Here is a 24,625-nt window from a genome sequence, read left to right as displayed (position 1 = left end):
GCAAGACAGTTGCTCCCACAGGGATTGCATAAGCTTCAGGCCAGTGCCGTACCTGTAGGAGCCGGCTTGCCGGCGATGAGGCCGGTTCAGGCAGCACAAGACAGCTTCTCCCACAACACCCGCGATAGATACGAGGCGTCAATAAGAGCCATGCGCATCAACGACGAATTTCCATACAATTGATAGTCATTCGCCATTAACCCGTTCTCGGAAGCCGCGCCCAAGGGTAGAATGCCGCAAAACCGGGAGCCGTAATGAATCACGACCGCCTCACCCCCAGCGAAGACGATGCCATCACCGACGCCGCCGCGCATTGGTGCATGCGCCTGCACGCCGAAGATTGCACGGCTGCGGAGCGGGCGGCGTTCAGCCAGTGGCTGGCGGCCGACCCGCGGCACGCCGGGGAATACCAGGCCATGCTGGAGATCTGGCAAACCGCCGACCTGCTGCCGCGCACGCACAACGTGGTCGAGCTCAAGCCGCAACGCCGCCCCCAGCCGCGCAACTGGCGGCCCTTCGCTTCGGCTGCGGCCATCGCCCTGCTGGCCCTGCCCCTGGCCGGCTGGGTGGGTTGGGAGCAAGGCTGGCTACCCAGCAGCTACCAGCACTTCGAGACGGGTGACCATTTGCAGCAGGTGCAACTGAGCGACGGCAGCACCGTCGACCTGAACCTCAACAGCGAGCTGCGCTACCTGAACTACAAGGATGAGCGCCGGGTCACGCTGGTCAGGGGCGAGGCGTTCTTCAAGGTTACCCACGACAGCAACCACCCGTTCATCGTGCATGCCGGCAACGGCCAGACCCGGGTCACCGGCACCCAGTTCAACGTGTGGAAGTATGAAGACCAGGTCAAGGTGACCCTGGTGGAAGGCTCGGTACTGGTCAGCAGTGATGGCAAAGGTGGCGGCTATCGTCTTGGCCCGGGCATGCAGGCCAGCTACCACCAGGGTGATTTCGAACCGAGCCTGGCGCAAAGTGACGACTACGGCAATGCCCTTGCCTGGCGCAGCGGCAAGCTGGTGCTGGACAACCTGAGCCTGCGTCAGGCGCTGCCGGTGATCAACCGCTACCTCGACAAACCCCTGTTGCTGGCCGATGACAATGCAGCGCGCATTCGCATCAGCGGCATCTACAACACCCGCGAAGTCGCCCGCCTGGTCGACACCTTGCCCAAGGTACTGCCGGTCTACCTGACCCGCAGCAAGGACGGCAGCACCGTGCTCAACCGCATCGTCCCGCCGCCGAGCCGGGGCTGAGCCCAAGCCCTGCCGGGGGCTTTGTACGTGCAGCTGCCTCATTTTGCCTGTACCGGCCTGATCGCCGGCAAGCCGGCTCCTACAGGTACAGCGCAGGTTTGAAAGCAGTGCGATCCCTGTAGGAGCCGGCTTGCCGGCGATGAGGCCCGTACAGGCAGCACACCTACAGGACCAGAGCCCGTACCGACCAGCCCCTCACAACACCATCGCCGCCAACCAGCCAAAGCCCAGCAACGGCAGGTTGTAGTGAATGAACGTCGGCACCACCGTGTCCCAGATATGGTGGTGCTGCCCGTCCACGTTCAGCCCCGAGGTCGGCCCAAGGGTGGAGTCTGACGCGGGCGACCCCGCATCCCCCAGGGCACCGGCCGTACCGACGATGCACACCGTGGCGATCGGGTCGAAGCCCAGCTGCACGCACAGCGGCACGAAGATCGCCGCCAGAATCGGCACGGTGGAAAACGACGAACCGATACCCATGGTCACCAGCAGGCCCACCAGCAGCATCAACAGCGCACCGATGCCCTTGCTATGGTCGATCCACTGCGCGGCGGCCTCCACCAGGCTTTTTACCTCGCCGGTAGCCTTCATCACGTCGGCAAAGCCTGAGGCGGCGATCATGATGAAGCCGATCATGGCCATCATCTTCATGCCTTCGGTGAACAGGTCGTCGGTATCCTTCCAGCGCACGATGCCCGACAGCGAGAAGATCAAGAAGCCGACCATGGCGCCGATGATCATCGAGTCCAGCCACAGCTGGATGATGAACGCCGCGGCAATCGCCACCCCCGCCACCAGCAAGGTCAGCGGGTTGTACTGCACGCTCACCTGCTCCACCTGCTCGATGCGCGCCAGGTCGTAGTCGCGCTTTTTGCGGTAGCTGAAGAACACCGCCAACAGCAGACCGGCGAGCATGCCGGCGGCCGGGATGGCCATGGCGTGGGTGACATTGACCCCGCTCACATCCACCCCGGCGCGGCTGACGTTGGCCAGCAGGATCTGGTTGAGGAAGATGTTGCCAAAGCCCACCGGCAGGAACATGTACGGGGTGATCAGGCCGAAGGTCATCACGCAGGCAATCAGCCGCCGGTCGATGCGCAGGCGCGTGAGCACGTACAGCAGCGGCGGCACCAGCAGCGGAATGAAGGCGATGTGGATGGGCAGGATGTTCTGCGACGACACCGCCACCACCAGCATCAGGCCGATCAGCAGCCATTTCACCTTGCCGCCCTCGGCATGGCCCTGGCGGTCGATCATCGCCAGGGCGCGATCAGCCAGCGCGTGGGCAAGCCCCGACTTGGCGATGGCCACGGCGAAGGCACCCAGCAAGGCGTAGGACAACGCCACCGTGGCACCGCCACCCAGCCCGCCATTGAAGGCCTTGAGCGTACCTTCGATACCCAGCCCGCCAACCAGCCCCCCGGCCAGGGCGCCGATGATCAGGGCGATGACCACATGCACGCGGGACAGGCTCAGGACCAGCATGATCCCGACCGCGGCTATCACTGCATTCATGATGTGCAAACCTCGTTACTACAGGCAAAAAGAAGACAAAAAGCGAGTGTTCCGGCGACAGCTGCACGCAGGCAGTGGCCGGGCCAAAGGATGTTGTTATGAAGGGCGCACACTCTGAGGCACCGGCCGGCAGATGTCAAAGCCGCGTGGTTTGCGGGTTGTTGCGGCAATAGACCAAAGTCTTAGGTAATTGATTGATCGTTCAATCAAGAAAAAACCGGCACGGCCGAAACAGTCGGCAGCATCAAACCTATTACAAGGGATTTGCCCCCATGCCTGTGCTGCGACAACTCTCGATTCAATGGAAGATCACCCTGCTGGCCGGCCTGTGCCTGGCCAGTATCGTCACCCTGCTGGTCGGCCTCTCGCTGTACCGAATGGACCACAGCTCCGACCTGGTCAAGGCCAGCAGCATGCAGATGCTGACCGAGGCTGCGCAGTCGCGCATCGAGTCCCAGGGCGAGGTTCAGGCGCTGAACATTCGCCGCCAGTTCATGGACGCCTATCAGTACGGCGCAGGCTTCGCCCGCCAGGTACTGTTCCTGCGCGAGCAGGCCGAAAAGCGCTTCCTCGATGCCTACGACCTGCGCCAGGACATGACCGCCCAGGTGCGCGCCGCGCTGCAGGCCAACCCCGACCTGCTTGGCCTGTCGCTGGTGTTCGAACCCGGCGCGCTGGATGGCAAGGACAAACTGTTCGCCGGCCAAACCGCACTGGGCAGCAACGAGACCGGGCGCTTCGCCCTGTACTGGTCGCAACCCCGGGCCGGCGAGCTGACCTCGATGGCCCTGCCCGAGCACGACATGGCCAACACCGCCATCGGCCCCAGTGGCCAGGCGGCCAACACCTGGTGGGTGTGCCCGCGCCAGAGCGGCCAGGTGTGTGTGGTCGAGCCGTACTTCTATGACATCGACGGCCAACGCGTGCTGATGACCAGCATCGTGTTCCCGCTCAAAAGCAACGGCAAGGTGATTGCCACCCTGTCCATCGACATCAACCTCAACAGCCTGCAGGCCCTGAGCGAGTCGGCCAGCCGCGGGCTGTACGAAGGCCGTACCACGGTCGGCATCCTCAGCCCGGTAGGCCTGCTGGCCGGCTACAGCGCCGACGCCGGCAAGCTGGCCCAGCGCCTGGACCAGGTCGACCCGGCCCAGGGCGCCGAACTGGTGCGCCGGCTGGCCGAAGGCAAGCTGCAGATTCTGCACAACCAGCAGCGCCTTAAAGTGCTGGCCGCCTTCGAGCCGATCCCCGGCGGCAAGCCCTGGGGCGTGCTGCTGGATGTGCCGGAAAGCGCCCTGACCGGCCCTGCCGAAACGCTCAAGCAGGAGCTGGACGCCCTCAATACCAGCGGCACCCTGCTGGAACTGGGCCTGGGCCTGGCGGCCGCCATCGCCGGCCTGCTGCTGGTGTGGCTGATGGCCCGCACCGTGACCCGCCCGATCCTCGGCGTGGCCGCCATGCTCAAGGATATCGCCAGCGGTGAAGGCGACCTGACCCGCCGTCTGCAGTACGACAAACGCGACGAGTTGGGCGAGCTGGCCGGCTGGTTCAATCGCTTCCTCGACAAGCTGCAACCCACCATCGCCGAGGTGAAACACTCGGTGCAGGCCGCCCGCGGCACCGCCGACCAGTCTGCGGCCATCGCCGCAGAGACCAGCGCCGGCATGGAGCAGCAGTACCGCCAGGTCGACCAGGTGGCCACCGCGTCCCACGAAATGAGCGCCACCGCCCAGGACGTGGCCCGCAGCGCCGCCCAGGCGGCCCAGGCGGCGCGCGACGCCGACCAGGCCACCCGTGAAGGCCTGGCGGTGATCGACCGCACCACCACCAGCATCGGCACCCTGGCCGCCGACATGAGCAGCGCCATGGGCCAGGTCGAAGGCCTGGCACGCAACAGCGAGAAGATCGGGTCGGTGCTGGAGGTGATCCGTTCGATCGCCGAGCAGACCAACCTGCTGGCACTCAACGCTGCCATCGAAGCCGCGCGTGCCGGTGAAGCCGGCCGTGGGTTTGCCGTGGTCGCCGACGAGGTGCGCAACCTGGCCCGCCGCACCCAGGAGTCGGTGGAGGAAACCCGCCAGGTCATCGAAGCCCTGCAGGCCGGTACGCAAGAAGTGGTCGGCGCCATGGACGGCAGCCACCGCCAGGCCCAGGGCGGTGTCGAGCAGGTCGGCCAGGCGGTCAGTGCACTGCAACGCATTGGCGAGGCGGTCACGGTGATTACCGACATGAACCTGCAGATCGCCAGCGCCGCCGAAGAACAAAGCGCGGTGGCCGAGGAGATCAACCACAACGTCGCCACCATCCGTGACGTCACCGAGTCGCTGAGCGGCCAGGCCAACGAATCGGCGCGGGTCAGCCAGTCGCTGAACAGCCTGGCCAACCAGCAGCAGGGGCTGATGGACCAGTTCCGCGTCTGACCGCCATCGCCGGCAAGCCGGCTCCTACTCAAGACCTGTAGGAGCCGGCTTGCCGGCGATGAGGCCCGGACAGGCGCCATCAACAACCCGCCTGTCCCCTCACCCCCGCTCGAACCGCCCCCCACCCAACAACCTGTCGAGCAACGCCAGCGCCCCCTGCACATTGGGCCTGGCCCCCATGGGCAGCGCGTCGGTCAGCGGCAACGTGGCGTCTTCATACCCCGACGCCATGATCAACAGGTGCATCTGCCCGGCATCCAGATACACATGGTGCTCGCTCATGGCATAGGACTGGATCAGGCTCAACGCACCGGTCACCAGTGGCGTGGCCGCTGAAGTGCCGCTGTAATTGCCGGTGTAGTCACGGTCGTCCCCCGGCTTGTCCTGCAGGTTCCCGCCCGACAAGGTCGCCACGCTGTCGCCCCAGGCGTTGAGCATGCGGTAGCGGTAGTAGTAGTTGGAATACTGGTGGGGCTTGCCATCCCAGGAGTGGCAAGCGCCGACCAAAATGGCATCGGCATCGCCATGGTCGCTGAAGTACGGCCACTGCGCGAGGTCGACCCCCTGGTTCTGCACCGTGCCCTTTGCGCTGTCAGCCTGGGCCGTGCCGTTGGCAGCTGCCACCACCACCACGGCACCACGCCCGGTGAGCTCACTGACAACGTCCCACCAGGCCCGGTCGTGCACGGCCGGCAGGAAGGTGCCCAGTACCTGCGGGTTGGCGGTCTGCCGGTTGATGCCGACGATGTCGCCCGGCAGTACCTGGCGCAAGAGGTCCTTGAGTACTTGGGAATCGCCAGTATCGGCCTTGGCCCGGTTGTCGTAGAGAAACAATTCGCTGTCATGGCTGATGCCGGTCATGCCAACGCGGTTCTTCACCGCCAGCAGCACACCGGCCGACTTGGTGCCATGGCTGGGGTCGTCGTTGGGTTTGTCGTTGACCACGATCAGGTTGCGGTTACCGCGCAGGTCCTCGTGGTCAGGGAACAAGCCACCGTCGGTAAAGTGGATACGCCCACCCTTCCCGGTCACTTGCTGTTGCCAGGCAGCCCTTATGTTCAGGCCTTGCGACCTGATGCCGGGTGCGTCCAGGTAGGTTTGCAGCGCCTCGAAATCGGGCGTGGGCCTGGCATTTTCTTCGGCGCTGTTGCCCGCGTGCACGGCAGCGCCGGTCAACAGCGTTGCCAGCAACCCGGCAGCGCCCAGCAACAGCAGGTTGGGCCCATAGCTTGGGCCGATGAACTGCAGCGACCTTACATACTCCAGCGCGGCGAGGGTCTTGATCAGCTCGACGAAGGTGTCGTTGCTCATGCCTGCGGGTTGCTCGAGCGTGCAGTAGCGGCCTAGCACCGCCAGCGCCGAATCCTCGCGCTCATGCGCCGCGAGCAAGGGCCGCAATTTGAGCACCTGGCCCAGCGCAGGCCAGAGGCGCAGCAACACCGAGTCGGAGCCGGGCTCAATATCATCAAGCAAGCTTTGATAGCCGCCCTCGCTGAAGCCTACTTGCAGCACCGGGTAACGCTCACCGGCTGGCACGGCCGGGAACGGCGCCAACAGCCGGCCATAGGGGTCGTCAAGCCCTTGCCCCGCATCCGGCACCGCGCGTCGGTTGCGCAGGCCAGTGGGCAGCGGCACCTTGTCCAGCACGCTACGGTCCAGCTCGTCTTCCCCGACCTGCAGCAACAACGGTTCGAGATCAAAGACACCCGCAGCACCGGTCGGCCGGCCCAGGGCAATGGCGTATTCATCCAGCAATACCACCTTGGGCCGAATGGCAAAGCGCCCGGCGACTTCCCGGGTGACGAAACTGACCGGGCAGCCATGGTCGGCGAGCTTGCCACTGCTGGCATGGCCAAGCGCCGAAAGCCCTTGCAGCAGTACCGGGGCACCCGGCCCCAGGCGTTCGAGCTGGTAGCGGATACGCGCCACCTTGTGCAGGTCGGGCCCGGTACAACGCACGTGGAATTTCCCGTCGAAACGGAAGTTGCGGTAATAGATGAAACTCAGGTCGGGGGTCATGGCAGGCTCCAGCCGGGGAAAACAGCAGATTGTTCGCGCAGCCCATGCCGCCCGGCAGCCAGAAGCCCTTCCCGCAGGCGCTAAAACACCGTCGTCTACACTTGCCCCGACCGCAACCCGCGAGGCGTCGATGAAGAAAACCCCTACCCTGCTGGCCGGTCTGCTGCTGGCCCTGGGCCTGGCCAGCGCCGACTCTGCCGCTGCAGCCGAACAAGCGCTTGCCGTGCACCTCGGCGCCTTCAGCTCGGCGCAGGTCTTCCTGAGCGTGCACCCCGAGGCACGCCATGCCCGGCTCCCGCCACACCTGGCCACCCAAGCCAGCCTGTGAGCACCCTCGCCGGCAATGGCGTATCGTGTCAGCCTGTGCCGCCACTGCCCTCGGAGCCCCCGTGTCCCTCAAAGCCCTGCGCACCCTGGTGACCATCGCCCGCCACGGCACCTTCGCCCGCGCCGCCGACCTGCTCAGCCTCACCCCTTCTGCGGTGAGCCTGCACATCAAGACGCTGGAAGAAGAACTGCAAGTCAGCCTGTTCGACCGCAGCCGCCGGCAAGTGGTGCTGACCGAAGCCGGGCAATTGGCAGTGGCCCGCGCCGAGAGCATCCTGGCCGCCTACGACGAACTAGCCGACACCCTGGCCAGTGGCCCGGCCCTGCGCGGTCGGCTGCGCATCGGTGCGATCCATACCGTGCTGGCCCGGCGCCTGCCGCGGGCGCTGGTGTGGATCAAGGCGCATCACCCGCAGTTGCATGTGAGCGTGGTGTCGGGTATGTCCGCCGAGCTTGCCCGGCGTGTCGAGGATGGCGAGCTGGACGCGGCCATCACCACCGAGCCGGTCAGCCCCTACCCGCAGAGCCTGCAGTACACGCCGTTGTTCGAGGACCGCTTCTGGGCCATCGCCAGCCCGGAACTGGCAGGCTTAAGCGTGCCGGAGCTACTGACCAGCCAGCCCTTTTTGCGTTTTGACAAGCGTGCCTGGGCCGGGCGGCAGATCGAACAGGAACTGCGCCGCCAGCGCCTGCAGGTCAGCGAACAGATGGAGCTGGACAGCCAGGAAGCGCTGGCGCGCATGGCAGCAATGGGCCTGGGCGTGGCAGTCATCCCCATGAGCGACGAAGACCTCGAGCGCCTGCCGGCGGCTACCGTGCTGCCCTTTGGCGAGCCGCAACTGACCCGGCGCATGGTGTTGCTGGAGCATGAAAAGAGCCAGCGCCGGCACCTGAGCGCAGTGCTGGGGACGGCGCTGGAGGTGTGATGATTGGGGACGCAAGCCTGAGGGTTATGCGACCTCTGTAGGAGCGGCCTTGTGCCGCGAAAGGGGCGCGCAGCGGCCCCAGGATTTGCGCATCATGCAAGATCGCCGGGGCCGCTAGGCGGCCCTTTCGCGACACGAGGCCGCTCCTACAGGCATTGCGTCAACGTTGCAGGTTGGGCAAGGCAGGCCACAAACCATGCAGTTTTCCTCAACATTCACTGCAGAAAACACCGTTTTTCCTGTAGGCCGCCCTTTCGCTACCCTGTGCCGGTACCCGACCACGGACCGCCAACCATGCTCCACCTGCTGCTCACCACCCTCGTCCCGATCATCTTGCTCATCGCTCTGGGCACCTGGCTGCGGGTGCGCGGGTTTCTTGCCGAAAGCTTCTGGCCCGGCGCCGAGCGCCTGAGCTACTACGTGCTGCTGCCCTCGCTGTTCCTGCACGGCCTGGCCACCGCCAACCTGGACGGCGTGCCGGTGCTGGGCATGGTCGGCGTGCTGATGCTCTCGACCCTGCTGGGCGCCCTGCTGCTGGTGCTTTACCAAGGGGCGGCCAGCTTTGACGGCGCCGACTTCACCTCGGTGTTCCAGGGCGGGGTGCGCTTCAACAACTACATCGGTGCCACCCTCGCCTCAGGCATTTACGGCAGTGCCGGCATTGCCCTTGCGGCGGTGGCCAATGCTTCCATCGTGCCGCTGGTGAACCTGCTGTGCGTGCTGGTGTTCGCCCGTTTCAGCGCCCGCCACAGCTCGCCGGCCACGGTGCTGCGGGCGATTTTCGCCAACCCGCTGATCGTCGGTTGTGCCGCTGGCCTGCTGTTGCGGTTGACTGGCCTGGGCCTGCCGGCCGGGCTGGAGCCGACGGTCAAGGCCCTGGGCCAGGCAGCGCTACCGCTGGGGTTGCTGTGCGTGGGGGCGGCATTGGGTGGCGCACGGCTGGGGCAACAGGTAAAGCCGCTGGTGGCCGCCTCGCTGTTCAAGTTCCTGGTCATGCCGCTGACCACCTGGGGGCTGTGCCGGTTGCTGGGCCTGGGGGGCCAGGCTGCGGTAGTGGCGGTATTGTTCCAGGCCCTGCCGACGGCGTCGTCGTCCTATGTGATGGCCCGGCAGATGGGTGGCAATGCACCCTTGATGGCCACCATCATCGCCCTGCAAACCGTGGCCGCCGCCGTGACGCTACCGCTGGTGCTGAGCCTGACGCTGGGTTGAAGCGCTACGACTAGACTCACAGGCAGCCCACCCTGCGGATACCTGACCATGCGCCTTTCGATGATGCTGTCCGGCCTTGCCCTGAGCCTGCTCGCAGCCCCACTCTTTGCGGCCGACAGCCCAAAGGCCGCGGTCGCCGAAGACAAGGCGCAGGTGCTGGAGGAAAAGGTCTTGCAAGATGCCCCACCGCCGAAAAAGACCGAGACCCTCACCCCCACCGAAGTACAGGCCGTGGACCCGGCCGGCCAGGCGCCGATGGACGACAGCATCACCTGCCTTGCACGGACCATTTACTGGGAGGCCAAAGGTGCCGATGAAAAGGACATGAGTGCCGTAGCCAGCGTGGTTCTCAACCGCCTGGGCCATGACGGTTTTCCCGACAGCATCTGCGGGGTGGTCAAGCAGGGGGTGGAGAGCAAGAGTTGCCAGTTCTCCTGGTGGTGTGACGGGCGCCCGGACCAGGTCGAGGAACCGGAGCGTTACGGCGTGGCCAAGGAAATCGCGCGCAAGGCGCTCAACCAGCAGCTCAAGGACCCTACCGGTGGGGCCTTGTACTTTCACGATCGCAATGTGAAGCCTGAGTGGGCCAAGGCTTACCGCAGGACGGCGCAGACCCGGCACTTTCTGTTCTACAAGCCCAATCAGGCGTTGGCGCGCTGAATGGGCTTGGGGTTGAGAGTCATGTCTTGTAATGCCTGTGCCGGCCTCATCGCCGGCAAGCCGGCTCCTACAGGGTTGTGCGCTCCCCTGTAGGAGCGGGCTTGCCCCGCGATAGGGCCCTTGGCTCAGACGGCGCTCAGGTGCTCATACAAGATGGTCGCACCCACCAGCATCAGCACCACACCCCCCACGATTTCGGCACGCTTGCCCACCACCGAGCCCAGTGCGCGGCCAAGCATGGTGCCGATGGTGACCATGGTCATGGTGGCCAAACCGATTGCAGCGGCCGCCACCCAGATGTTCACATCGACAAAGGCCAGGCCAACCCCCACGGCAAGGGCGTCGATACTGGTGGCAAAGGCGGTGACGGCGAGGATCCAGAACGAATGCTGGCTTTGTTTTTCTTCTTCCTCGTCATCGGCCTTGAGGCCGGCATGGACCATGTGCGCGCCCAGCGCCACCAGCAAGGTGAAGGCAATCCAGTGGTCCCACTGTTCGACATACTGGCTGGCCGCCTGGCCCAACAGCCAGCCGATCACCGGGGTGATGGCTTCGATCACGCCGAAGATCAGGCCGGTGCGCAGGGCTTCGAGCAGGCGTGGCTTGTGCAGGCTCGAGCCTTTGCCGATGGCTGCCGCAAAGGCATCGGTGGACATGGCGAAAGCAAGGAAGACAAGAGAGATGGGATTCAACGGTTCGGACTCCAGCCGGGCAACGAGTCAACGACAGCCACCTGCACGCCCGGCACGGGTACAGGAAGGTCGTTGGTCTCGCCAATCCGGGTGGACGCGCTGGCCATGGCAGGTTGCCAAATGTGTTGACCAGAGCACCTTCACGGGGTGTGAAGGCAGGCTACTCCCCAAAGAGTGGCGCGATGATACCAGTGCCCTGTGAAAAAAGCGTGAAGTTTCAAAGGCCCAACTGCCCAACGGCCCTGTCGCGGGGCAAGCCCGCTCCCACAAGAGCAAATCAACGCAATAGCCAAAACCCATTGAACGCTTGTGCAAAGGTGCAGTAAGCTCGGGCTCATTCACTGGAGAGCAACATGCCGAAACACACCTGCAACCCCGCCAACCACACCGGTCGCCCCGCGCACCGCGTGCTGGCCGTTGCCGGTCGTAACGCCGTTGCACCCTTTTATTTTGGTTATTGGTTTAGCTGACAGGCGCCGATAACCCACCCGGCGCCCACTTTCGAGGGGCCGCCGAACACGAGAATACTCAAACCCCCGGTCGGCTCCCCGACCGGGGGTTTTGTTTTTCCGGGCCATCACTTTCAACGCTTCATCTTGAGGACAGATTCATGAACTACGCCACTTACGCCTACCCAAGCACCTATGCCTGGCGATTTAGCCAATCCCGTTCGGGCCAGCCTGCCGCCTCCGTTCGGTCGATTTTCGGTGGCAATGCCGCACAACAACCTAATTTGACGACCTGTCGAACACCTCGATAGGGCCGACCACGCGGGCCACTACCCGCCGTCCGCCCAGGGAAAACACGCCATGCAAGCCTCGAACCTCGCCCTGACCCAAGCGCAAGCTGCCAACGCCACCGTCAGCAAGCGCCTGCCCAGCCCGCACCTGCTCAAGCAGCAGATGCCGCTGCCCACTGAACTCGCCCAGCAAGTCCACGCCCAGCGCCAGGCCATCCGCGCCATCCTCGAAGGCCGCGACGAACGCCTGCTGGTGGTGGTCGGCCCGTGCTCGATCCACGACCCGCGCTCGGCCCTGGAATACGCCGACCGCCTGGCCGCCCTCAGCCGTGATGTCAGCGACAAGCTGCTGCTGGTGATGCGCGCCTACGTGGAAAAACCCCGCACCACGGTCGGCTGGAAAGGTCTGGCCTACGACCCGCACCTGGATGGCAGCGACGACATGCATTCCGGCATCGCCCTGTCCCGCGGGCTGATGCTGAGCATGATCGAGCGCGGCCTGCCGGTTGCCACCGAACTGTTGCAGCCCGTGGCTGCCGGCTACTTCGATGACCTGCTGGGCTGGGCAGCCATTGGCGCGCGCACCACCGAGTCGCAGATCCACCGCGAAATGGTCAGCGGCCTGGAGCTGCCGGTGGGCTTCAAGAACGGCACCGACGGCGGCATCGGCATCGCCTGCGACGCCATGCGCAGCGCCGCCCACCCGCACCGCCACTTCGGCATGGACGCCCAGGGCTACCCGGCGATCATCGAGAGCCTGGGCAACCCGGACACTCACCTGGTGCTGCGCGGCGGCCACAAGGGCCCGAACTACGACGCCCACAGCGTGGCGCAGGCGCGCCTGGGGCTGGCCAAGGCGGGGTTGGCGGCGCGGATCATGGTCGATTGCAGCCACGCCAACAGCGGCAAGGACCCGGCGCGCCAGCCGGCGGTGTTCGAGGACGTGCTGCAGCAGCGCCTGGCCGGCGACCGCTCGCTGGTGGGGGTAATGATCGAGGGGCACCTGTTCGAGGGCTGCCAGGCACTGGGCAAGGGCGCGCTGAAGTACGGCGTGTCGATCACCGATGGCTGCCTGGGTTGGGAGTCGACCGAGGCCATGCTGCGCGAGGCGGCCGCACGCTTGTAGAAACAATGCGCAAGCCTTGCGAGACATGCCCCGGACAAGTGCGCTAGGCTTGCGTTTTTTTACCCTCCAAGGAGTAGTTCCCATGGCCCGTGCCACCGCCCGCCACATCCTCGTCAGCAGCGAAGACAAGTGCAACGAACTCAAGGCTCAGATCGAAGCCGGTGCCGACTTCGCCGAAGTGGCCAAGGCCAACTCCACCTGCCCGTCCAGCCGCCAGGGCGGTGACCTGGGCTCGTTCGGCCCGGGCCAGATGGTCAAGGAATTCGACACCGTGGTATTCAGCGCCCCGGTCAACACCGTGCAAGGCCCGGTGAAAACCCAGTTCGGCTACCACCTGCTGGAAGTGACCAGCCGTCAGGACTAAGTCATCGCAGCCGATGAACACCCCTGTGGGAGCGGGCTTGCCCGCGAATGCGTCCGTACCGGCAACACTGTCGCCTGAACGGACGCTTTCGCGGGCAAGCCCGCTCCCACAGTTTTTGTATGCCATCGCATTGCTGTGCATGGCGCCCAACGCCCATGCCGCCCCCAGCCACGCCCTCACCGTCTACGGCGAAGCCCCGCGCTACGGCGAACGCTTCCAGCACTTCGACTACGTCAACCCCGACGCCCCCAAGGGCGGCAGCCTGCGCCGCTCGGCCAACGACATTGGCCAGTTCGACCATATCCTGCCCTACATCGACAAAGGCACCGGCGTCAGCGAAGTCGACGGCCTGCTGTATGCCCCGCTGGCGGTGCGCTCGTTCGACGAGCCCTACACGGTTTATGGTCTGATTGCCCGCAGCCTGGAGCGCGGCCCCGACGACGCCTGGCTGCGTTTCGACATCGACCCGCGCGCCACCTTCGCCGACGGCAAGCCGGTGCGCGCAGAAGACGTGCGCTTTACCTTCGAGCTGCTGATGAGCAAGGGCAGCCTCAAGTACCGCACCCTGTTCGCCGATGTCAGCGGCGTCACCGTCGAAGGCCCGCGCCGGGTGCGCTTCGATTTTCGCAAGCCCCACGGGCGCACCCTGCCCCTGGACCTGGCCACCCTGCCGGTGCTGCCCGAGCACGACTGGCAGCAGCGCGACTTCGCCAACGGCGCCGGCTTCGACAAGCCGGTGGGCAGTGGCCCGTACCGCATCAGCCGCATCGATAACGGGCGCAGCATCACCTTCGAGCGTGACCCGCAGTGGTGGGCCCGCGACCTGCCAGTGAATCGCGGGCGCTACAACTTCCAGCGCGTGCGCATCGAATACTTCGGCGACACCGAGGTGGCGCGCCAGGTGCTCAAGGGCGGTGGTTACGATTACAACCGCGAGTACTCCGCCACCGCCTACACCCTGGGCTACAACGGCGCGCAACTGGACGACGGGCGCCTGCAGCGCGCGCACCTGGGCCCGGCCAAACCGCAAGTGGCCCAGGGCTTTGTATTCAACCTCGACAAACCGCAGTTCAAGGACCGCCGGGTACGCCAGGCGCTGGGCCTGCTGTGGGACTTCGAGTGGAGCAACCGGCAGATGATGCGCAATCTGTACATCCGCCAGCAGAGCCTGTTCTCCAACACCCCGCTGGCCGCCCGCGCGCTGCCCGACGCCGAGGAACTCAAGCTGCTCGAGCCGCTGCGCGGCCAGGTGCCTGACGAGGTCTTCGACCAGGTGTTCAGCGCGCCGGTCACCGATGGCTCCGGGATCATCCGCAAACAGCAGTTGCAGGCCCTGGAGTTGCTGCAGGCCGCCGGCTGGCACCCCGAGGGCGACCGCCTGGTGAACGCCGATGGCGAGCCACTGAGCTTCACCTTCCTCAACGGCCAGGCTGGCCTTGAGCGCCTGCTGCTGCCGTGGAAGCGCAACCTGGCGCAGATCGGCGTGGAGCTGAACATCCGCAACGTCGACCCGGCCCAGTACATCAACCGGGTGATGGCCCGCGACTACGACATGATCGTCACCGGCTATAGCGTCACCCTGTCGCCGGGCAGCGAGCAGTACAACTATTTTGGCTCGGCCGCCGCCCACGACCCCGGGTCGAACAACCTCATGGTGCTGCAGGACCCGGCGGTGGACCGGCTGCTCGACGGCCTGGTCCGCGCCGCCACCCAGGCCGACATGCTGCGCCACGCCCATGCCCTGGACCGGGTACTGCAGTGGAACTACTACTGGATCCCCAACTACTACCCGCCGGGCAGCTCCACGGTGTGGTGGAACCGCTTCGGCCTGCCCAAGGTGCAGGCGGCCTATGACGAAGGCCTGGACACCTGGTGGGAGGTCAGCCCGACGGCGTTGAGCAACCAGCAGATGGACGCACTCAAGGGCCGCGCGCCATGACCGGCTACATCTTGCGGCGCCTGCTGCTGATCATCCCTACCCTGCTGGCGATCCTGCTGGTCAACTTCGCCATCGTCCAGGCCGCCCCCGGCGGGCCGGTGGAGCAGGCGGTGGCGCGCCTGCAAGGTATCGGTGGCGGCGCCCCGGGCGCGCGGGCCGAGGTGGTGCACGGCGAGTCCCGTGCCACCCGCGGCCTGGACCCCAAGCTGATCGACGAAATCAAGCGCCAGTACGGCTTCGACAAGTCCGCCCCCGAGCGCCTGTGGCTGATGCTCGGGCAATATGCGCGGCTGGACTTCGGCAACAGTTTCTTCCGTGGCGCCAAGGTCACCGACCTGATTCTCGACAAGCTGCCGGTCACCCTGTCGCTGGGTTTCTGGGCCACGCTGATCACCTACCTGGTGTCGATCCCGCTGGGCATCCGCAAGGCAGTGCGCCACGGCAGCCGCTTCGATGCCTGGAGCAGCGCGCTGATCGTGGTCGGCTATGCCCTGCCCTCGTTCCTGTTCGCCCTGTTGCTGATCGTGCTGTTCGCCGGCGGCACCTCGCTGAACTGGTTCCCGGTGCGCGGCCTGGTGTCGGACGACTTCGACCAGCTCAGCCTGCTGGGTAAAGTCGCGGACTACTTCTGGCACCTGGTGCTGCCGGTTGGCGCCCTGGTGATCGGCGGCTTCGCCACCTTGACCCTGCTGACCAAGAACGCCTTCCTCGACGAGATCACCCGCCAGTACGTGGTCACCGCCCGGGCCAAGGGCCTGAGCGAACGCCGGGTGCTGTACGGGCATGTGCTGCGCAACGCCATGCTGCTGGTGGTGGCCGGGCTGCCCCAGGCGCTGATCACGGTGTTCTTCGCCGGCTCCCTGCTGATCGAGGTGATCTTCTCGCTCGATGGCCTGGGGCGCATGAGCTACGAGGCGGCGGTCTCACGGGACTACCCGGTGGTATTCGGCACGCTGTTCATCTTCACCCTGGCCGGGTTGTTGATCCGCCTGGTGGGCGACTTGTGCTACACCGCGCTGGACCCGCGCATCGACTTCGACACGAGGGCGCACTGATGCTCTCGCCCATTGCCCGCCGGCGCCTGCAGCGCTTTCGCGACAACCGCCGCGGCTGGGTCTCGCTGTGGCTGTTCGCGGCGTTGCTGCTGCTGAGCCTGGGCGCGGAGCTGGTGGCCAACGACAAGCCGCTGCTGCTGTCGCACCAGGGCCAGCTGTACACCCCGGCGCTCAAGCGCTACACCGAGCAGCAGTTTGGCGGGCAGTTGCCGTTTCAACCCGACTACCGCAGCCAGTACGTGCGCCAGCTGATCGAGGGCCAGGGCGGCTGGATGCTGTTCGCGCCCATCCCGTTCAGCGCCGACACCCCCAACTACGACTTGCAGGTACCCACCCCCAGCCCGCCGAGCGCGAGCAACTGGCTGGGCACTGACGATCAGGGCCGCGACGTGCTGGCGCGGGTGCTGTACGGCACCCGCACCTCGTTGCTGTTCGCCTTTGCCCTGACTGCGCTCAGTGTGCTCATCGGCCTGGCTGCCGGTGCCCTGCAGGGCTACCACGGCGGCTGGGTCGACCTGCTCGGCCAGCGCTTGCTGGAGGTGTGGTCGGGGCTGCCGGTGCTGTACCTGTTGATCATCCTGTCCGGCTTCGTCGAGCCGGGGTTCTGGTGGCTGTTGGGGATCATGGCGCTGTTCTCGTGGTTGACCCTGGTGGATGTGGTGCGCGCCGAGTTCTTGCGCGGGCGCAACCTGGAATACGTCAAGGCCGCCCGTGCGATGGGGCTTTCGGATGCGCAGGTGATGCTGCGGCATATTCTGCCCAACGCCATGAATGCCACGCTGACCTTCGTGCCCTTCATGCTCACCGGCGCCATCACCACCCTGACGGCCCTGGACTTTCTCGGTTTCGGCATGCCGGCGGGCAGCGCCTCGCTGGGCGAACTGGTGACCCAGGGCAAGCAGCACCTGGAGGCGCCGTGGCTGGGCTTTACTGCATTCTTTGCCCTGGCGTTGATCCTGTCGCTGCTGGTGTTCATCGGCGAAGCGCTGCGCGAGGCGTTTGACCCGCGGCGATAGGGCCAACACAGGCTGTGGATGGCACCGGCCTTGCCGGTGTTCGCGGGCAAGCCCGCTCCCACAGGGATCGCGCCAGCTTTTAGACATTGAGCAAGACAGTTGCTCCCACAGGACCGCGCGGCATTCACGTCGTACGCTGTACCTGTAGGAGCCGGCTTGCCGGCGATAGGGCCGGCACAGGCTACGAAGGGCATGCGCCCGAACAAAACCAAGGAGAACCGCATGACACTCACAGGCAAGACTGCACTGGTCACAGGCTCCACCAGCGGTATCGGCTTAGGCATCGCCCAGGTACTGGCCAAGGCCGGGGCGAACATTCTGCTCAATGGTTTCGGCGACCCCGCGCCTGCAATTGCCGCGATCAAACAGCATGGCGTGCAGGTAGTCCACCACCCCGCCGACCTGTCCGACGTGGCCCAGATCGAACAGATGTTCGCCGCCGCCGAACGCGCCTTCGGCCGCGTCGACATCCTCGTCAACAACGCCGGCATCCAGCACGTGGCGCCAGTGGAGCAGTTCCCGACAGAGGCCTGGGACAAGATCATCGCCCTCAACCTGTCGGCGGTCTTCCACGCCAGCCGCCTGGTATTGCCGGGCATGCGCGAACGCGGCTGGGGGCGCATCGTCAACATCGCCTCGGTGCATGGGCTGGTCGGCTCCACCGGCAAGGCCGCCTACGTGGCTGCCAAGCACGGCGTGGTAGGCCTGACCAAGGTGATCGGCCTGGAAACCGCCACCAGCAATATCACCTGCAACGCCATCTGCCCCGGCTGGGTACTGACCCCGCTGGTGCAAAAGCAGATCGATGACCGCGCAGCCCAGGGCGGGGATGCCCGCCAGGCGCAACACGACCTGCTGGCCGAAAAGCAGCCTTCGTTGGCCTTCGTCACCCCCGAACACCTGGGTGAGCTGGTATTGTTCCTGTGCAGCGAGGCTGGCAGCCAGGTCCGCGGCGCCGCCTGGAACGTCGATGGCGGCTGGCTCGCCCAGTGACGGGGGAGCCGGGCCTGGCGCCGCCTCGCATTCGATCATCCGCAAGGAGGCCTTATGCGCCAAGCCCGTATCACCGCGATGCTCTCCCTCACCCTGGCCGCCGCCACCCCGGCACTGGCGGCCAGCCTGAAGGACGTCGCCCCCTACCCCGACGCCGAAAAAGGCTTCAGCCGCCAGGTCATCCACCTGCCGGCCCAGGCTGACGAGTCGGCGTTCAAGCTGGAGATCCTTGCCGGCAAGACCCTGCAGGTGGACTGCAACCGCCAGCGCCTGGCCGGCAACCTCGAAGAACACACCTTGCAAGGCTGGGGCTACAGCTACTACCGCCTGGAAAAAGTCGGCGGCCCCGCCAGCACCCTGATGGCCTGCCCCGACGGCAACAAGACCGACGCCTTCGTGCCGGTAGTGGGTGAAGGCTTCATGCTGCGCTACAACAGCAAGCTGCCGGTGGTGCTGTACGTGCCGCAGGGCGTGCAGGTGCGCTACCGGGTGTGGTCGGCGTCGAACGACGTACAAACGGCTAAAGAGGAATAATCACAGGCCGCTGTGCTGCCTGCAGGCGATTACCCAGCCCTGCGGGCTGCGCAATCGCCTAGGGAATACAGCGTGGGAGCCGGCTTGCCGGCGATGAGGCCGGTTCAGGCAGCACAAGACAGTTGCTCCCACGGCAATCTCAACCATGCACCCAACGCCGGTGCAAACCACGGGCCAGCGCATCGAGCATGAAGCCCAGCACCCCAATCAGCAGCACCATGGCCATCAGTTCGGAGTACGCCAGCCGGTCACGGGTATCGAGGATGAAATACCCCAGCCCCGCACTCACCCCGAGCATCTCGCACGGCACCAGCACGATCCACAAAATACCGATGGCCAGGCGCACGCCGGTCAGCACATGGCCGATCACCCCAGGCACAATCACCTTGCACAGCGTCTCCCAGCGGGTGGCGCTGAGGCTGCGGCTCAGTTGCAGCCAGCGCGGGTCGAGCTGGCGCACCCCGGCAGCGGTGTTGAGCAAGATCGGCCACAGCGCGGCGAAGGCCAGCAAGAAGTAGATCGGCTGATCGCCGACCCCCATCAGCATCACCACCACCGGCATCCACGACAGCGGCGAGATCATCCGCAAGAACTGGAACGCCGGTGTGGTTGCTGCCTCCAGGTGCCGGTAGCTGCCCACCAGCAGGCCCAGCGGCACACCGATCAACAACGCCAGCAACAGGCCGATGAGGATGCGCTTGAGGCTCACCCAGATATGCCCGTACACCTCGCCCTGGCCCAACAACTCCACCAGGCTGTGCAACGTCGCCTGGGGCGAGAAGCGCGCCGACAGGCCATCGGCGGCGCCGAACAGTTGCACCCCGGCCCACCACAGCAACAACAGCGCCGCCAGGCCCGCCAGGCCCAGGGCGCCATGCACGATGTGCCCACGCATCAGACCGCGAACTCCTCGCTGCGCTGGAAGTTTTCGGCAATGCCGAAGGTCGCCGGCCCGCCCACTGCGGCGATGGCGTTGCGCACGAAGCGGTCGTCCACCAGGTCACGCGCCGCGTGCGCCGGGTCGAGGCTGGCGAGGAAGCCGCTTTCGCCCTCGATCAAGGTGTTCTTCAGGCGCTTGACCAGCTCCTCGGTGTAGCTGGGGAACGGGTAAGGCTGGAAGTCGATGCGCTTTTCATCCCACTGCTGGTGCTGGATGGCGCCACTGGCGATGTAGCCGGCACGGTCTTCGGCAGCGGGCGCCAGCACCTTGGTGAGCACCGCCGGCTCATGCGGGGTGTACTTGTTGGGGCCGGCCTTGGACAGCAAGGCGGCCGCCTCGGCGCGGTGCTCGCGGGTCCATTGCTGGGCCTTGACGATGGCGTTGACCACCTTTTGCGACCACTCCGGGCGGTTGTTCAGGTCGTGCTCGTGCATGAACACCACGCAGCAGGCATGGTTGCGCCATACATCGCCGGTGAAGCGCTGTATGCGGCCAACCTTGAGGTTCTCGGCCAGGGCGTTGAACGGCTCGGCGACGATGTAGCCGGCAATGCGCTTGCTGGCCAGGGCCGGCGGCATGTCCGACGGCGCCAGCACCAGCAGGTTGACCTCGTTGGCCGCCAGTTGCGCGTTGGCAGGCTTGGACACGGGCTTGAGGCCGTTGTCGTTGAGCATCTGCTGCAGCACCACGTTGTGGATCGAGTACCAGAACGGAATGGCCACGGTCTTGCCGCCAAGCTGCTGCATGTCGGTGATGTCCGGGGCCACGGTCAGGCCCGAGCCGCCGACATGGTTCCACGCCACCACCTTGGCCGGCACCTTGCTTCCATAGCGCGCCCACACGGTCATCGGCGACAGCAGGTGGATCACGTTGACCTGCCCGGAAATGAACGCCTCGATCACCTGGGCCCAGCTGCGCAGCAGCACCGGGCGCTCGGCCTTGATGCCCTCGGCCTCGAACAGGCCGTTGTTGTGGGCCACCAGCAGCGGCGTGGCGTCGGTGATCGGCAGGTAGCCGATGCGCACCGGCGCATCCGGCTCGGCGGCGGCGCGCGCCTGCAGGCTCGACAGCAGCGGTACCGCGCCGGCGGCAGTGAGCATGGCGCTCAGTTTCAGAAAATCGCGACGGGACGTCGAAGAACAGCAGTCATCCATGCACATGGACAGCCTCCGAGGGCAAGGGGGTTGGGGTGGGTTCGGTGCGGCTTGCCCGCCGTAGGGTCTTGAGGATTTCGATACGCAGCGCGCCCAGCTCCTCGACCCGCTGCGCACGCGGCTGCGGCAGGTCGATGTGCCACTGGCCAAGGGTGCGCGCCGGGTGGTTGCCCAGTAGCAGCACGCGATCGGACAGCAGCAGGGCTTCGTCGATGTCGTGGGTGATCAGCACCGCAGCGGTGTTGTGGGTGGCGATCAATTGCAGCAGCAGCTGCTGCATGTCGGCGCGGGTCACCTCGTCCAGCGCGCCAAACGGCTCGTCCAGCAGCAGCACTTCGGGCTGGCGCGCCAGGCAGCGGGCCAGCGCGGTGCGCTGGGCCATGCCGCCGGACAGCTGCGCCGGGTACTGGTTGCGGGCGTGGGCCAAACCCACGGCGGCGATGGCGTGGTCGATACGCGCGCGCCGCTCGCTGGCGGCAAGCTTGGGCTGGCGGGCGAAGTCCAGGCCAAAAGCGACGTTCTTTTCAAGGCTGAGCCAGGGCAAAAGGCTTGGGTCCTGAAACGCCACCGCAAGGCGCGGGTGTGGGCCCTGCAACGGCTCGCCGTGCAACACCACCGAACCGCTGCGGGGCTGCTGCAGGCCGGCCAGCACCCGCAGCAGGCTCGACTTGCCCACGCCGCTGGGGCCCAGAATGGTCACCACCTCGCCCGGTGCCAGGGCCAGGTCGAACTGTTCCAGCACGGCCTGCCAGCCGCCCTCGCGGGGGTAGCCCAGGCTGATATCGCAGGCTTCGAGCAGCACTTCGGTCATGCCGCAGACGCCTGGCGTTGCAGTTCGGCGCGCAGTTGCACCAGGCTCGGGGTGACGATGGGCACGAATGCCGACTCGCGCCAGCGGCGGGCGAAGCCTTCGCCGTAGGCTGTGAGGTAGGCCTTGCCGCCACTGGCCTGCAGCTCCAGCTGCACGGCGTCGGCGGCGCTTTCAGCCAGGGTGATGCGCAGCTTGAACAGCGCTGCCGGCTGCTCCAGGAAACGGCCGTCGCGCAGGCCCTGCTTGAGTTCGCCGACGGTGTTTTCCAGGCGCTCGGCCAGTACCTGGCGGGCCTCTTCAAGGAACGAGGCGCGGCCGTTCAGGTGCTCCTGCACTTCGTCCAGGGCGCGACGGGCAAGGCCGATGGCCAGGCCGCACTGCAGGGCGAGGAACGCCGGGCGCACCTTGGGCAGGAACTCGCGGGCGTTTTCGTGCAGCAGCCAGTCCCGGGCCAGCTCCACCTGGTGGAAGGCCAACGCAGCAGTGTTGCTCGACTGCAGGCCCATCAGTTGCAGGTCGTCGGAACGTTCAAGCCCCTGGGCATCGGACGGGATGGCGAGCACGAACGGCGCGCCGCCGGCATCATCCTCGATGGCCGCAGCCACCACGAAGCCGCTTTTACGCAGGTTGGTCACCCAGTGCAGGCGGCCTTCGAGGGTCCAGCCGGCATCGCCCGGGCGGCCACGCACTTGCAGCGCCTCGATGCCGGACAGGAACTTCATGGCGTTGGACAGCCCCGTGGCGCCGGCCAGTTCACCTTTGAGCAGGCTCGGGATCAGCCGCTCGCGCAGCGCCTGATTAGGGCTTTGCAGCAGGTATTCGATGAAGGCGCGCTGGCCCCAGCAAACGAACGCGGCAGCCAGCGAACGGCTGGCGATAGCGGCAATGGCCTCGACCGCGTCGCTGACCTCGCCCCCCGAGCCGCCCAGTTCGGCGGTTACGCCGATGCGCAACAACTGCGATTCGGCGATATGTGCCAGCACCCGGTGCGGGTCGCACTGGCCCTGGTCAATGGCCTCGGCGTTGGCATCCAGCCATTGACGAAATGCGGTATCAAGCATGTCCCTACTCCTTTGAAACGCCGGACCCGCCGGCATCGGGCGGTTTACGCCGAGGGCTGCCAACGGTACTTGCCGAGCTCGTCATTGAGCGGCGTCTGGGCGAACACATTAGCAAAGTTGCACAGGGTTGCGAGACTCACGCCAAGAATCACTTCCAGGGCGTTGCCCTCGCTGAAACCGGCCTCGCGAAACGCCTGGTAAGTGGCATCGCTGACGTTGCCGCGGGTGGCGATGACTTCACGGGCGAAGGCGGCCAGGGTTTCGTAGCGGGCGTCGGGCAGCTCGCCCCGGGCACGCAGGGCGTCGACCACCTCTTGCGGCAACTTGGCCTTGTTCAGCGCCACAGCGGTGTGGCCGGCCACGCAAAAATCGCAGCCGTGCTGGGTGGCGGCAATCAACTGCACCACTTCACGCTCGGCCAGGGTCAGTTCGGACTTGCCGTTCAGCGCCGAGACGGTGACGTAGGTTTCCAGCGCCGCCGGGGCGTTGGCGAGGATGCCAAGCAGGTTGGGGATGAAGCCCGAATTCTTCTGGGCGTTCTCGAGGAACGGACGTGCGGCTTCCGGAGCGGTCTGCAGGCTGTGTAGAGTAATGCGCGCGGACATGGAGCGGTCTCCTTTGATGTAGGTCGCTACAGTCTGTTGGTTATAAGAAGTAGCATCCATATTCATCAGTCGCCTTTCCTTGCTCCTGAGTCCTTGCATTAGATGATTTCATCCAGCCATCTCGTCGATTGGTTATTAGAAGGCCTGGAGCTCGACGCCAGCCTGTTCCACGTGGGCCGTTACTGCGGTGGCTGGCATGCCAGCACCCAGGGCATGGGCCGCGCCAGCTTTCACCTGGTGGTGCAGGGGCACTGCTGGCTGCATGTCGATGGCCACGCCGAGCCTGTCAGGCTGGAGAGTGGCGATGCGGTGTTTCTGTTGCGTGACCTGGGCTACCGGTTGTCTGGCGCCGGTGACGCCCAAGATGCCTGCGCCCAGCCGCGTCGGGCCATGGCGCCGCTGGAGCTTGAGGCCGACGACGGTGTGGGGCTGGTGTGTGGCTTCTTCGACTTCCGCTCGGGGCTTTCGTCGCTGATCGTCGAGGGTTTGGCCGACTGGATCGTGCTACGCGCCGAAGACCCGGCGGGCAACGCCGCCCAGGCGTTGTTCGGCTTGATTCTGGAGGAATGCCGACGGCTGCCGGAGCCTTCGCAAACCTTGCTTGAGCGGCTGACGCATTTGTTATTCCTGTATGTGCTGCGCCAGCAGGTGCACGGTGGGCAGTCCCTCGGCGGGCTGATCGCCCTCGCCCGCCAGCCGGCCTTCGCCGGGCTGCTGGAGCAGTTGATCAAAGCGCCGGGGCAGGCCTGGACGCTGCAGAGCATGGCGGCTTGCGCGGGGCTTTCGCGGTCGGCGTTCTTCAAGCGCTTCAGTGAATTGGCCGGGGAATCGCCGGGGCAGGTGCTGCTGGCGTTGCGTATGCGCCATGGGTGTCAGTTGCTCAGGGCTGGGAGTACCGTGGAGCAGGTGGCGGTGCAGGTGGGGTATCAGTCGGTGGCGGCGTTTACCCGGGCGTTTGCCAAGGCGGTGGGGGTGCAGCCGGGGGCTTATCGGAAGGGGGTTGGGGGGTAGGGTTCGGGTTCGGGTTCGGGTTCGGGTTCGGGTTCGGGTTCGGGTTCGGGTTCGGGTTCGGGGCTTTAGGGTGGTTGCTTTGGGAGATGTATGCGCATTCATTGACGATAAGCGCTTTTCGTCACCTTTCCGCCCTTACGGCGGGTTACTTTGGGCGGCCAAAGTAACCAAAGCCGCCTGCTCCCATCATCCGGCCCCCTACGCTGCGCTTCGGGGGTTCCCTCGCTCCGGGCTTGCTCCGGAGGTACGC

23 protein-coding genes, 1 pseudogene and 1 riboswitch are annotated in these 24,625 nt (G+C 65.8%); of the genes and pseudogenes, 16 read left to right on the top strand and 8 right to left on the bottom strand.

Features of this window, described 5'->3' with window-relative positions; genetic code table 11:
• A partial coding sequence (locus ACI2KK_RS27890; protein WP_404671486.1) for a hypothetical protein occupies positions 1-183 on the top strand: 183 nt, incomplete at its 5' end.
• A gap of 71 nt (positions 184-254) precedes the next feature.
• A complete protein-coding gene (locus ACI2KK_RS27885; RefSeq protein WP_404671485.1) occupies positions 255-1,256 on the top strand; it encodes a FecR family protein in 1,002 nt (333 codons plus the stop codon).
• A gap of 195 nt (positions 1,257-1,451) precedes the next feature.
• Here the strand turns inward: ACI2KK_RS27885 and ACI2KK_RS27880 are convergent, their stop codons facing one another.
• A complete protein-coding gene (locus ACI2KK_RS27880) occupies positions 1,452-2,771 on the bottom strand; it encodes a Na+/H+ antiporter family protein (RefSeq protein ID WP_404671484.1) in 1,320 nt (439 codons plus the stop codon).
• 272 nt (positions 2,772-3,043) lie between these two features.
• Here ACI2KK_RS27880 and ACI2KK_RS27875 point away from each other — a divergent pair.
• Positions 3,044-4,333: pseudogene (locus ACI2KK_RS27875) on the top strand (HAMP domain-containing protein); the annotation flags it as partial.
• Positions 4,334-4,435: 102 nt separating this feature from the next.
• Positions 4,436-5,191 (top strand): methyl-accepting chemotaxis protein, encoded by a 756-nt coding sequence (locus tag ACI2KK_RS27870; protein ID WP_404671487.1) that lies wholly within the window; start codon positions 4,436-4,438, stop codon positions 5,189-5,191.
• Between the two features lie 99 nt (positions 5,192-5,290).
• Here ACI2KK_RS27870 and ACI2KK_RS27865 read toward each other — a convergent pair whose 3' ends face one another.
• Entirely contained in the window at positions 5,291-7,210 is a 1,920-nt protein-coding gene (locus ACI2KK_RS27865; RefSeq protein ID WP_404671483.1) for a S8 family serine peptidase, read from the bottom strand.
• 130 nt (positions 7,211-7,340) lie between these two features.
• Between ACI2KK_RS27865 and ACI2KK_RS27860 the strand changes: the two genes are divergently transcribed.
• From ACI2KK_RS27860 to ACI2KK_RS27845, 4 genes are all read left to right on the top strand, one after another.
• Positions 7,341-7,538, top strand: a complete 198-nt coding sequence (locus ACI2KK_RS27860; protein ID WP_404671482.1) for a hypothetical protein — start codon at positions 7,341-7,343, stop codon at positions 7,536-7,538.
• 61 nt (positions 7,539-7,599) lie between these two features.
• Entirely contained in the window at positions 7,600-8,463 is an 864-nt protein-coding gene (locus tag ACI2KK_RS27855; RefSeq protein WP_404671481.1) for a LysR family transcriptional regulator, read from the top strand.
• A 294-nt stretch (positions 8,464-8,757) separates the two neighbouring features.
• The gene (locus tag ACI2KK_RS27850) at positions 8,758-9,675 is read left to right on the top strand and encodes an AEC family transporter (protein WP_404671480.1); all 918 of its coding nucleotides are present in this window, start codon (positions 8,758-8,760) and stop codon (positions 9,673-9,675) included.
• A gap of 48 nt (positions 9,676-9,723) precedes the next feature.
• A complete protein-coding gene (locus tag ACI2KK_RS27845) occupies positions 9,724-10,335 on the top strand; it encodes a cell wall hydrolase (RefSeq protein WP_404671479.1) in 612 nt (203 codons plus the stop codon).
• A 125-nt stretch (positions 10,336-10,460) separates the two neighbouring features.
• Here the strand turns inward: ACI2KK_RS27845 and mntP are convergent, their stop codons facing one another.
• Positions 10,461-11,027 (bottom strand): manganese efflux pump MntP, encoded by a 567-nt coding sequence (mntP, locus tag ACI2KK_RS27840; protein ID WP_404671478.1) that lies wholly within the window; start codon positions 11,025-11,027, stop codon positions 10,461-10,463.
• 9 nt (positions 11,028-11,036) lie between these two features.
• Positions 11,037-11,208, bottom strand: a riboswitch (yybP-ykoY riboswitch).
• 628 nt (positions 11,209-11,836) lie between these two features.
• Between mntP and ACI2KK_RS27835 the strand changes: the two genes are divergently transcribed.
• From ACI2KK_RS27835 to eco, 7 genes are all read left to right on the top strand, one after another.
• Positions 11,837-12,892: a 3-deoxy-7-phosphoheptulonate synthase gene (locus ACI2KK_RS27835; protein WP_404671477.1), complete on the top strand. Its 1,056-nt coding sequence runs from the start codon at positions 11,837-11,839 to the stop codon at positions 12,890-12,892.
• Between the two features lie 82 nt (positions 12,893-12,974).
• On the top strand, positions 12,975-13,256 hold the full coding sequence (locus ACI2KK_RS27830) for a peptidylprolyl isomerase (RefSeq protein ID WP_325948143.1): 282 nt from the start codon (positions 12,975-12,977) through the stop codon (positions 13,254-13,256).
• 13 nt (positions 13,257-13,269) lie between these two features.
• On the top strand, positions 13,270-15,195 hold the full coding sequence (locus tag ACI2KK_RS27825) for an extracellular solute-binding protein (RefSeq protein ID WP_404671476.1): 1,926 nt from the start codon (positions 13,270-13,272) through the stop codon (positions 15,193-15,195).
• Positions 15,192-16,250: a microcin C ABC transporter permease YejB gene (locus tag ACI2KK_RS27820; RefSeq protein ID WP_404671475.1), complete on the top strand. Its 1,059-nt coding sequence runs from the start codon at positions 15,192-15,194 to the stop codon at positions 16,248-16,250. Before ACI2KK_RS27825 ends, ACI2KK_RS27820 begins: the two co-directional genes overlap by 4 nt.
• Positions 16,250-17,266, top strand: a complete 1,017-nt coding sequence (locus ACI2KK_RS27815; protein WP_404671474.1) for an ABC transporter permease — start codon at positions 16,250-16,252, stop codon at positions 17,264-17,266. Before ACI2KK_RS27820 ends, ACI2KK_RS27815 begins: the two co-directional genes overlap by 1 nt.
• Positions 17,267-17,488: 222 nt before the next feature.
• Entirely contained in the window at positions 17,489-18,259 is a 771-nt protein-coding gene (gene hbdH / locus ACI2KK_RS27810) for a 3-hydroxybutyrate dehydrogenase (protein WP_404671473.1), read from the top strand.
• Positions 18,260-18,313: 54 nt separating this feature from the next.
• Entirely contained in the window at positions 18,314-18,793 is a 480-nt protein-coding gene (eco, locus tag ACI2KK_RS27805; protein ID WP_404671472.1) for a serine protease inhibitor ecotin, read from the top strand.
• A 139-nt stretch (positions 18,794-18,932) separates the two neighbouring features.
• On the opposite strand, the gene ACI2KK_RS27800 is transcribed toward eco, so the two are convergent.
• The 5 genes from ACI2KK_RS27800 to ACI2KK_RS27780 are packed head-to-tail and all read right to left on the bottom strand — an operon-like array spanning position 18,933 to position 23,364.
• Entirely contained in the window at positions 18,933-19,688 is a 756-nt protein-coding gene (locus tag ACI2KK_RS27800) for an ABC transporter permease (protein ID WP_369986768.1), read from the bottom strand.
• Positions 19,688-20,893, bottom strand: coding sequence for an ABC transporter substrate-binding protein (locus tag ACI2KK_RS27795; protein WP_369986769.1), 1,206 nt, complete (start codon positions 20,891-20,893; stop codon positions 19,688-19,690). Before ACI2KK_RS27795 ends, ACI2KK_RS27800 begins: the two co-directional genes overlap by 1 nt.
• Positions 20,880-21,698: an ABC transporter ATP-binding protein gene (locus ACI2KK_RS27790; RefSeq protein ID WP_404671471.1), complete on the bottom strand. Its 819-nt coding sequence runs from the start codon at positions 21,696-21,698 to the stop codon at positions 20,880-20,882. Before ACI2KK_RS27790 ends, ACI2KK_RS27795 begins: the two co-directional genes overlap by 14 nt.
• Positions 21,695-22,759: an acyl-CoA dehydrogenase family protein gene (locus tag ACI2KK_RS27785; protein WP_404671470.1), complete on the bottom strand. Its 1,065-nt coding sequence runs from the start codon at positions 22,757-22,759 to the stop codon at positions 21,695-21,697. Before ACI2KK_RS27785 ends, ACI2KK_RS27790 begins: the two co-directional genes overlap by 4 nt.
• A 44-nt stretch (positions 22,760-22,803) precedes the next feature.
• Positions 22,804-23,364, bottom strand: coding sequence for a carboxymuconolactone decarboxylase family protein (locus tag ACI2KK_RS27780; protein ID WP_046855060.1), 561 nt, complete (start codon positions 23,362-23,364; stop codon positions 22,804-22,806).
• Positions 23,365-23,466: 102 nt separating this feature from the next.
• On the opposite strand from ACI2KK_RS27780, the gene ACI2KK_RS27775 reads away from it, so the two are divergent.
• A complete protein-coding gene (locus tag ACI2KK_RS27775) occupies positions 23,467-24,375 on the top strand; it encodes an AraC family transcriptional regulator (RefSeq protein ID WP_404671469.1) in 909 nt (302 codons plus the stop codon).
• Positions 24,376-24,625 lie beyond the last annotated feature (250 nt).

Origin of the sequence: Pseudomonas sp. NPDC089406, from assembly GCF_044900265.1 — a bacterium.
In the GTDB taxonomy this organism is placed as follows: domain Bacteria; phylum Pseudomonadota; class Gammaproteobacteria; order Pseudomonadales; family Pseudomonadaceae; genus Aquipseudomonas; species Aquipseudomonas fakonensis.
Note: the sequence above shows the minus strand (reverse complement) of the source record. Positions and strands in the feature narration are given on the sequence as shown.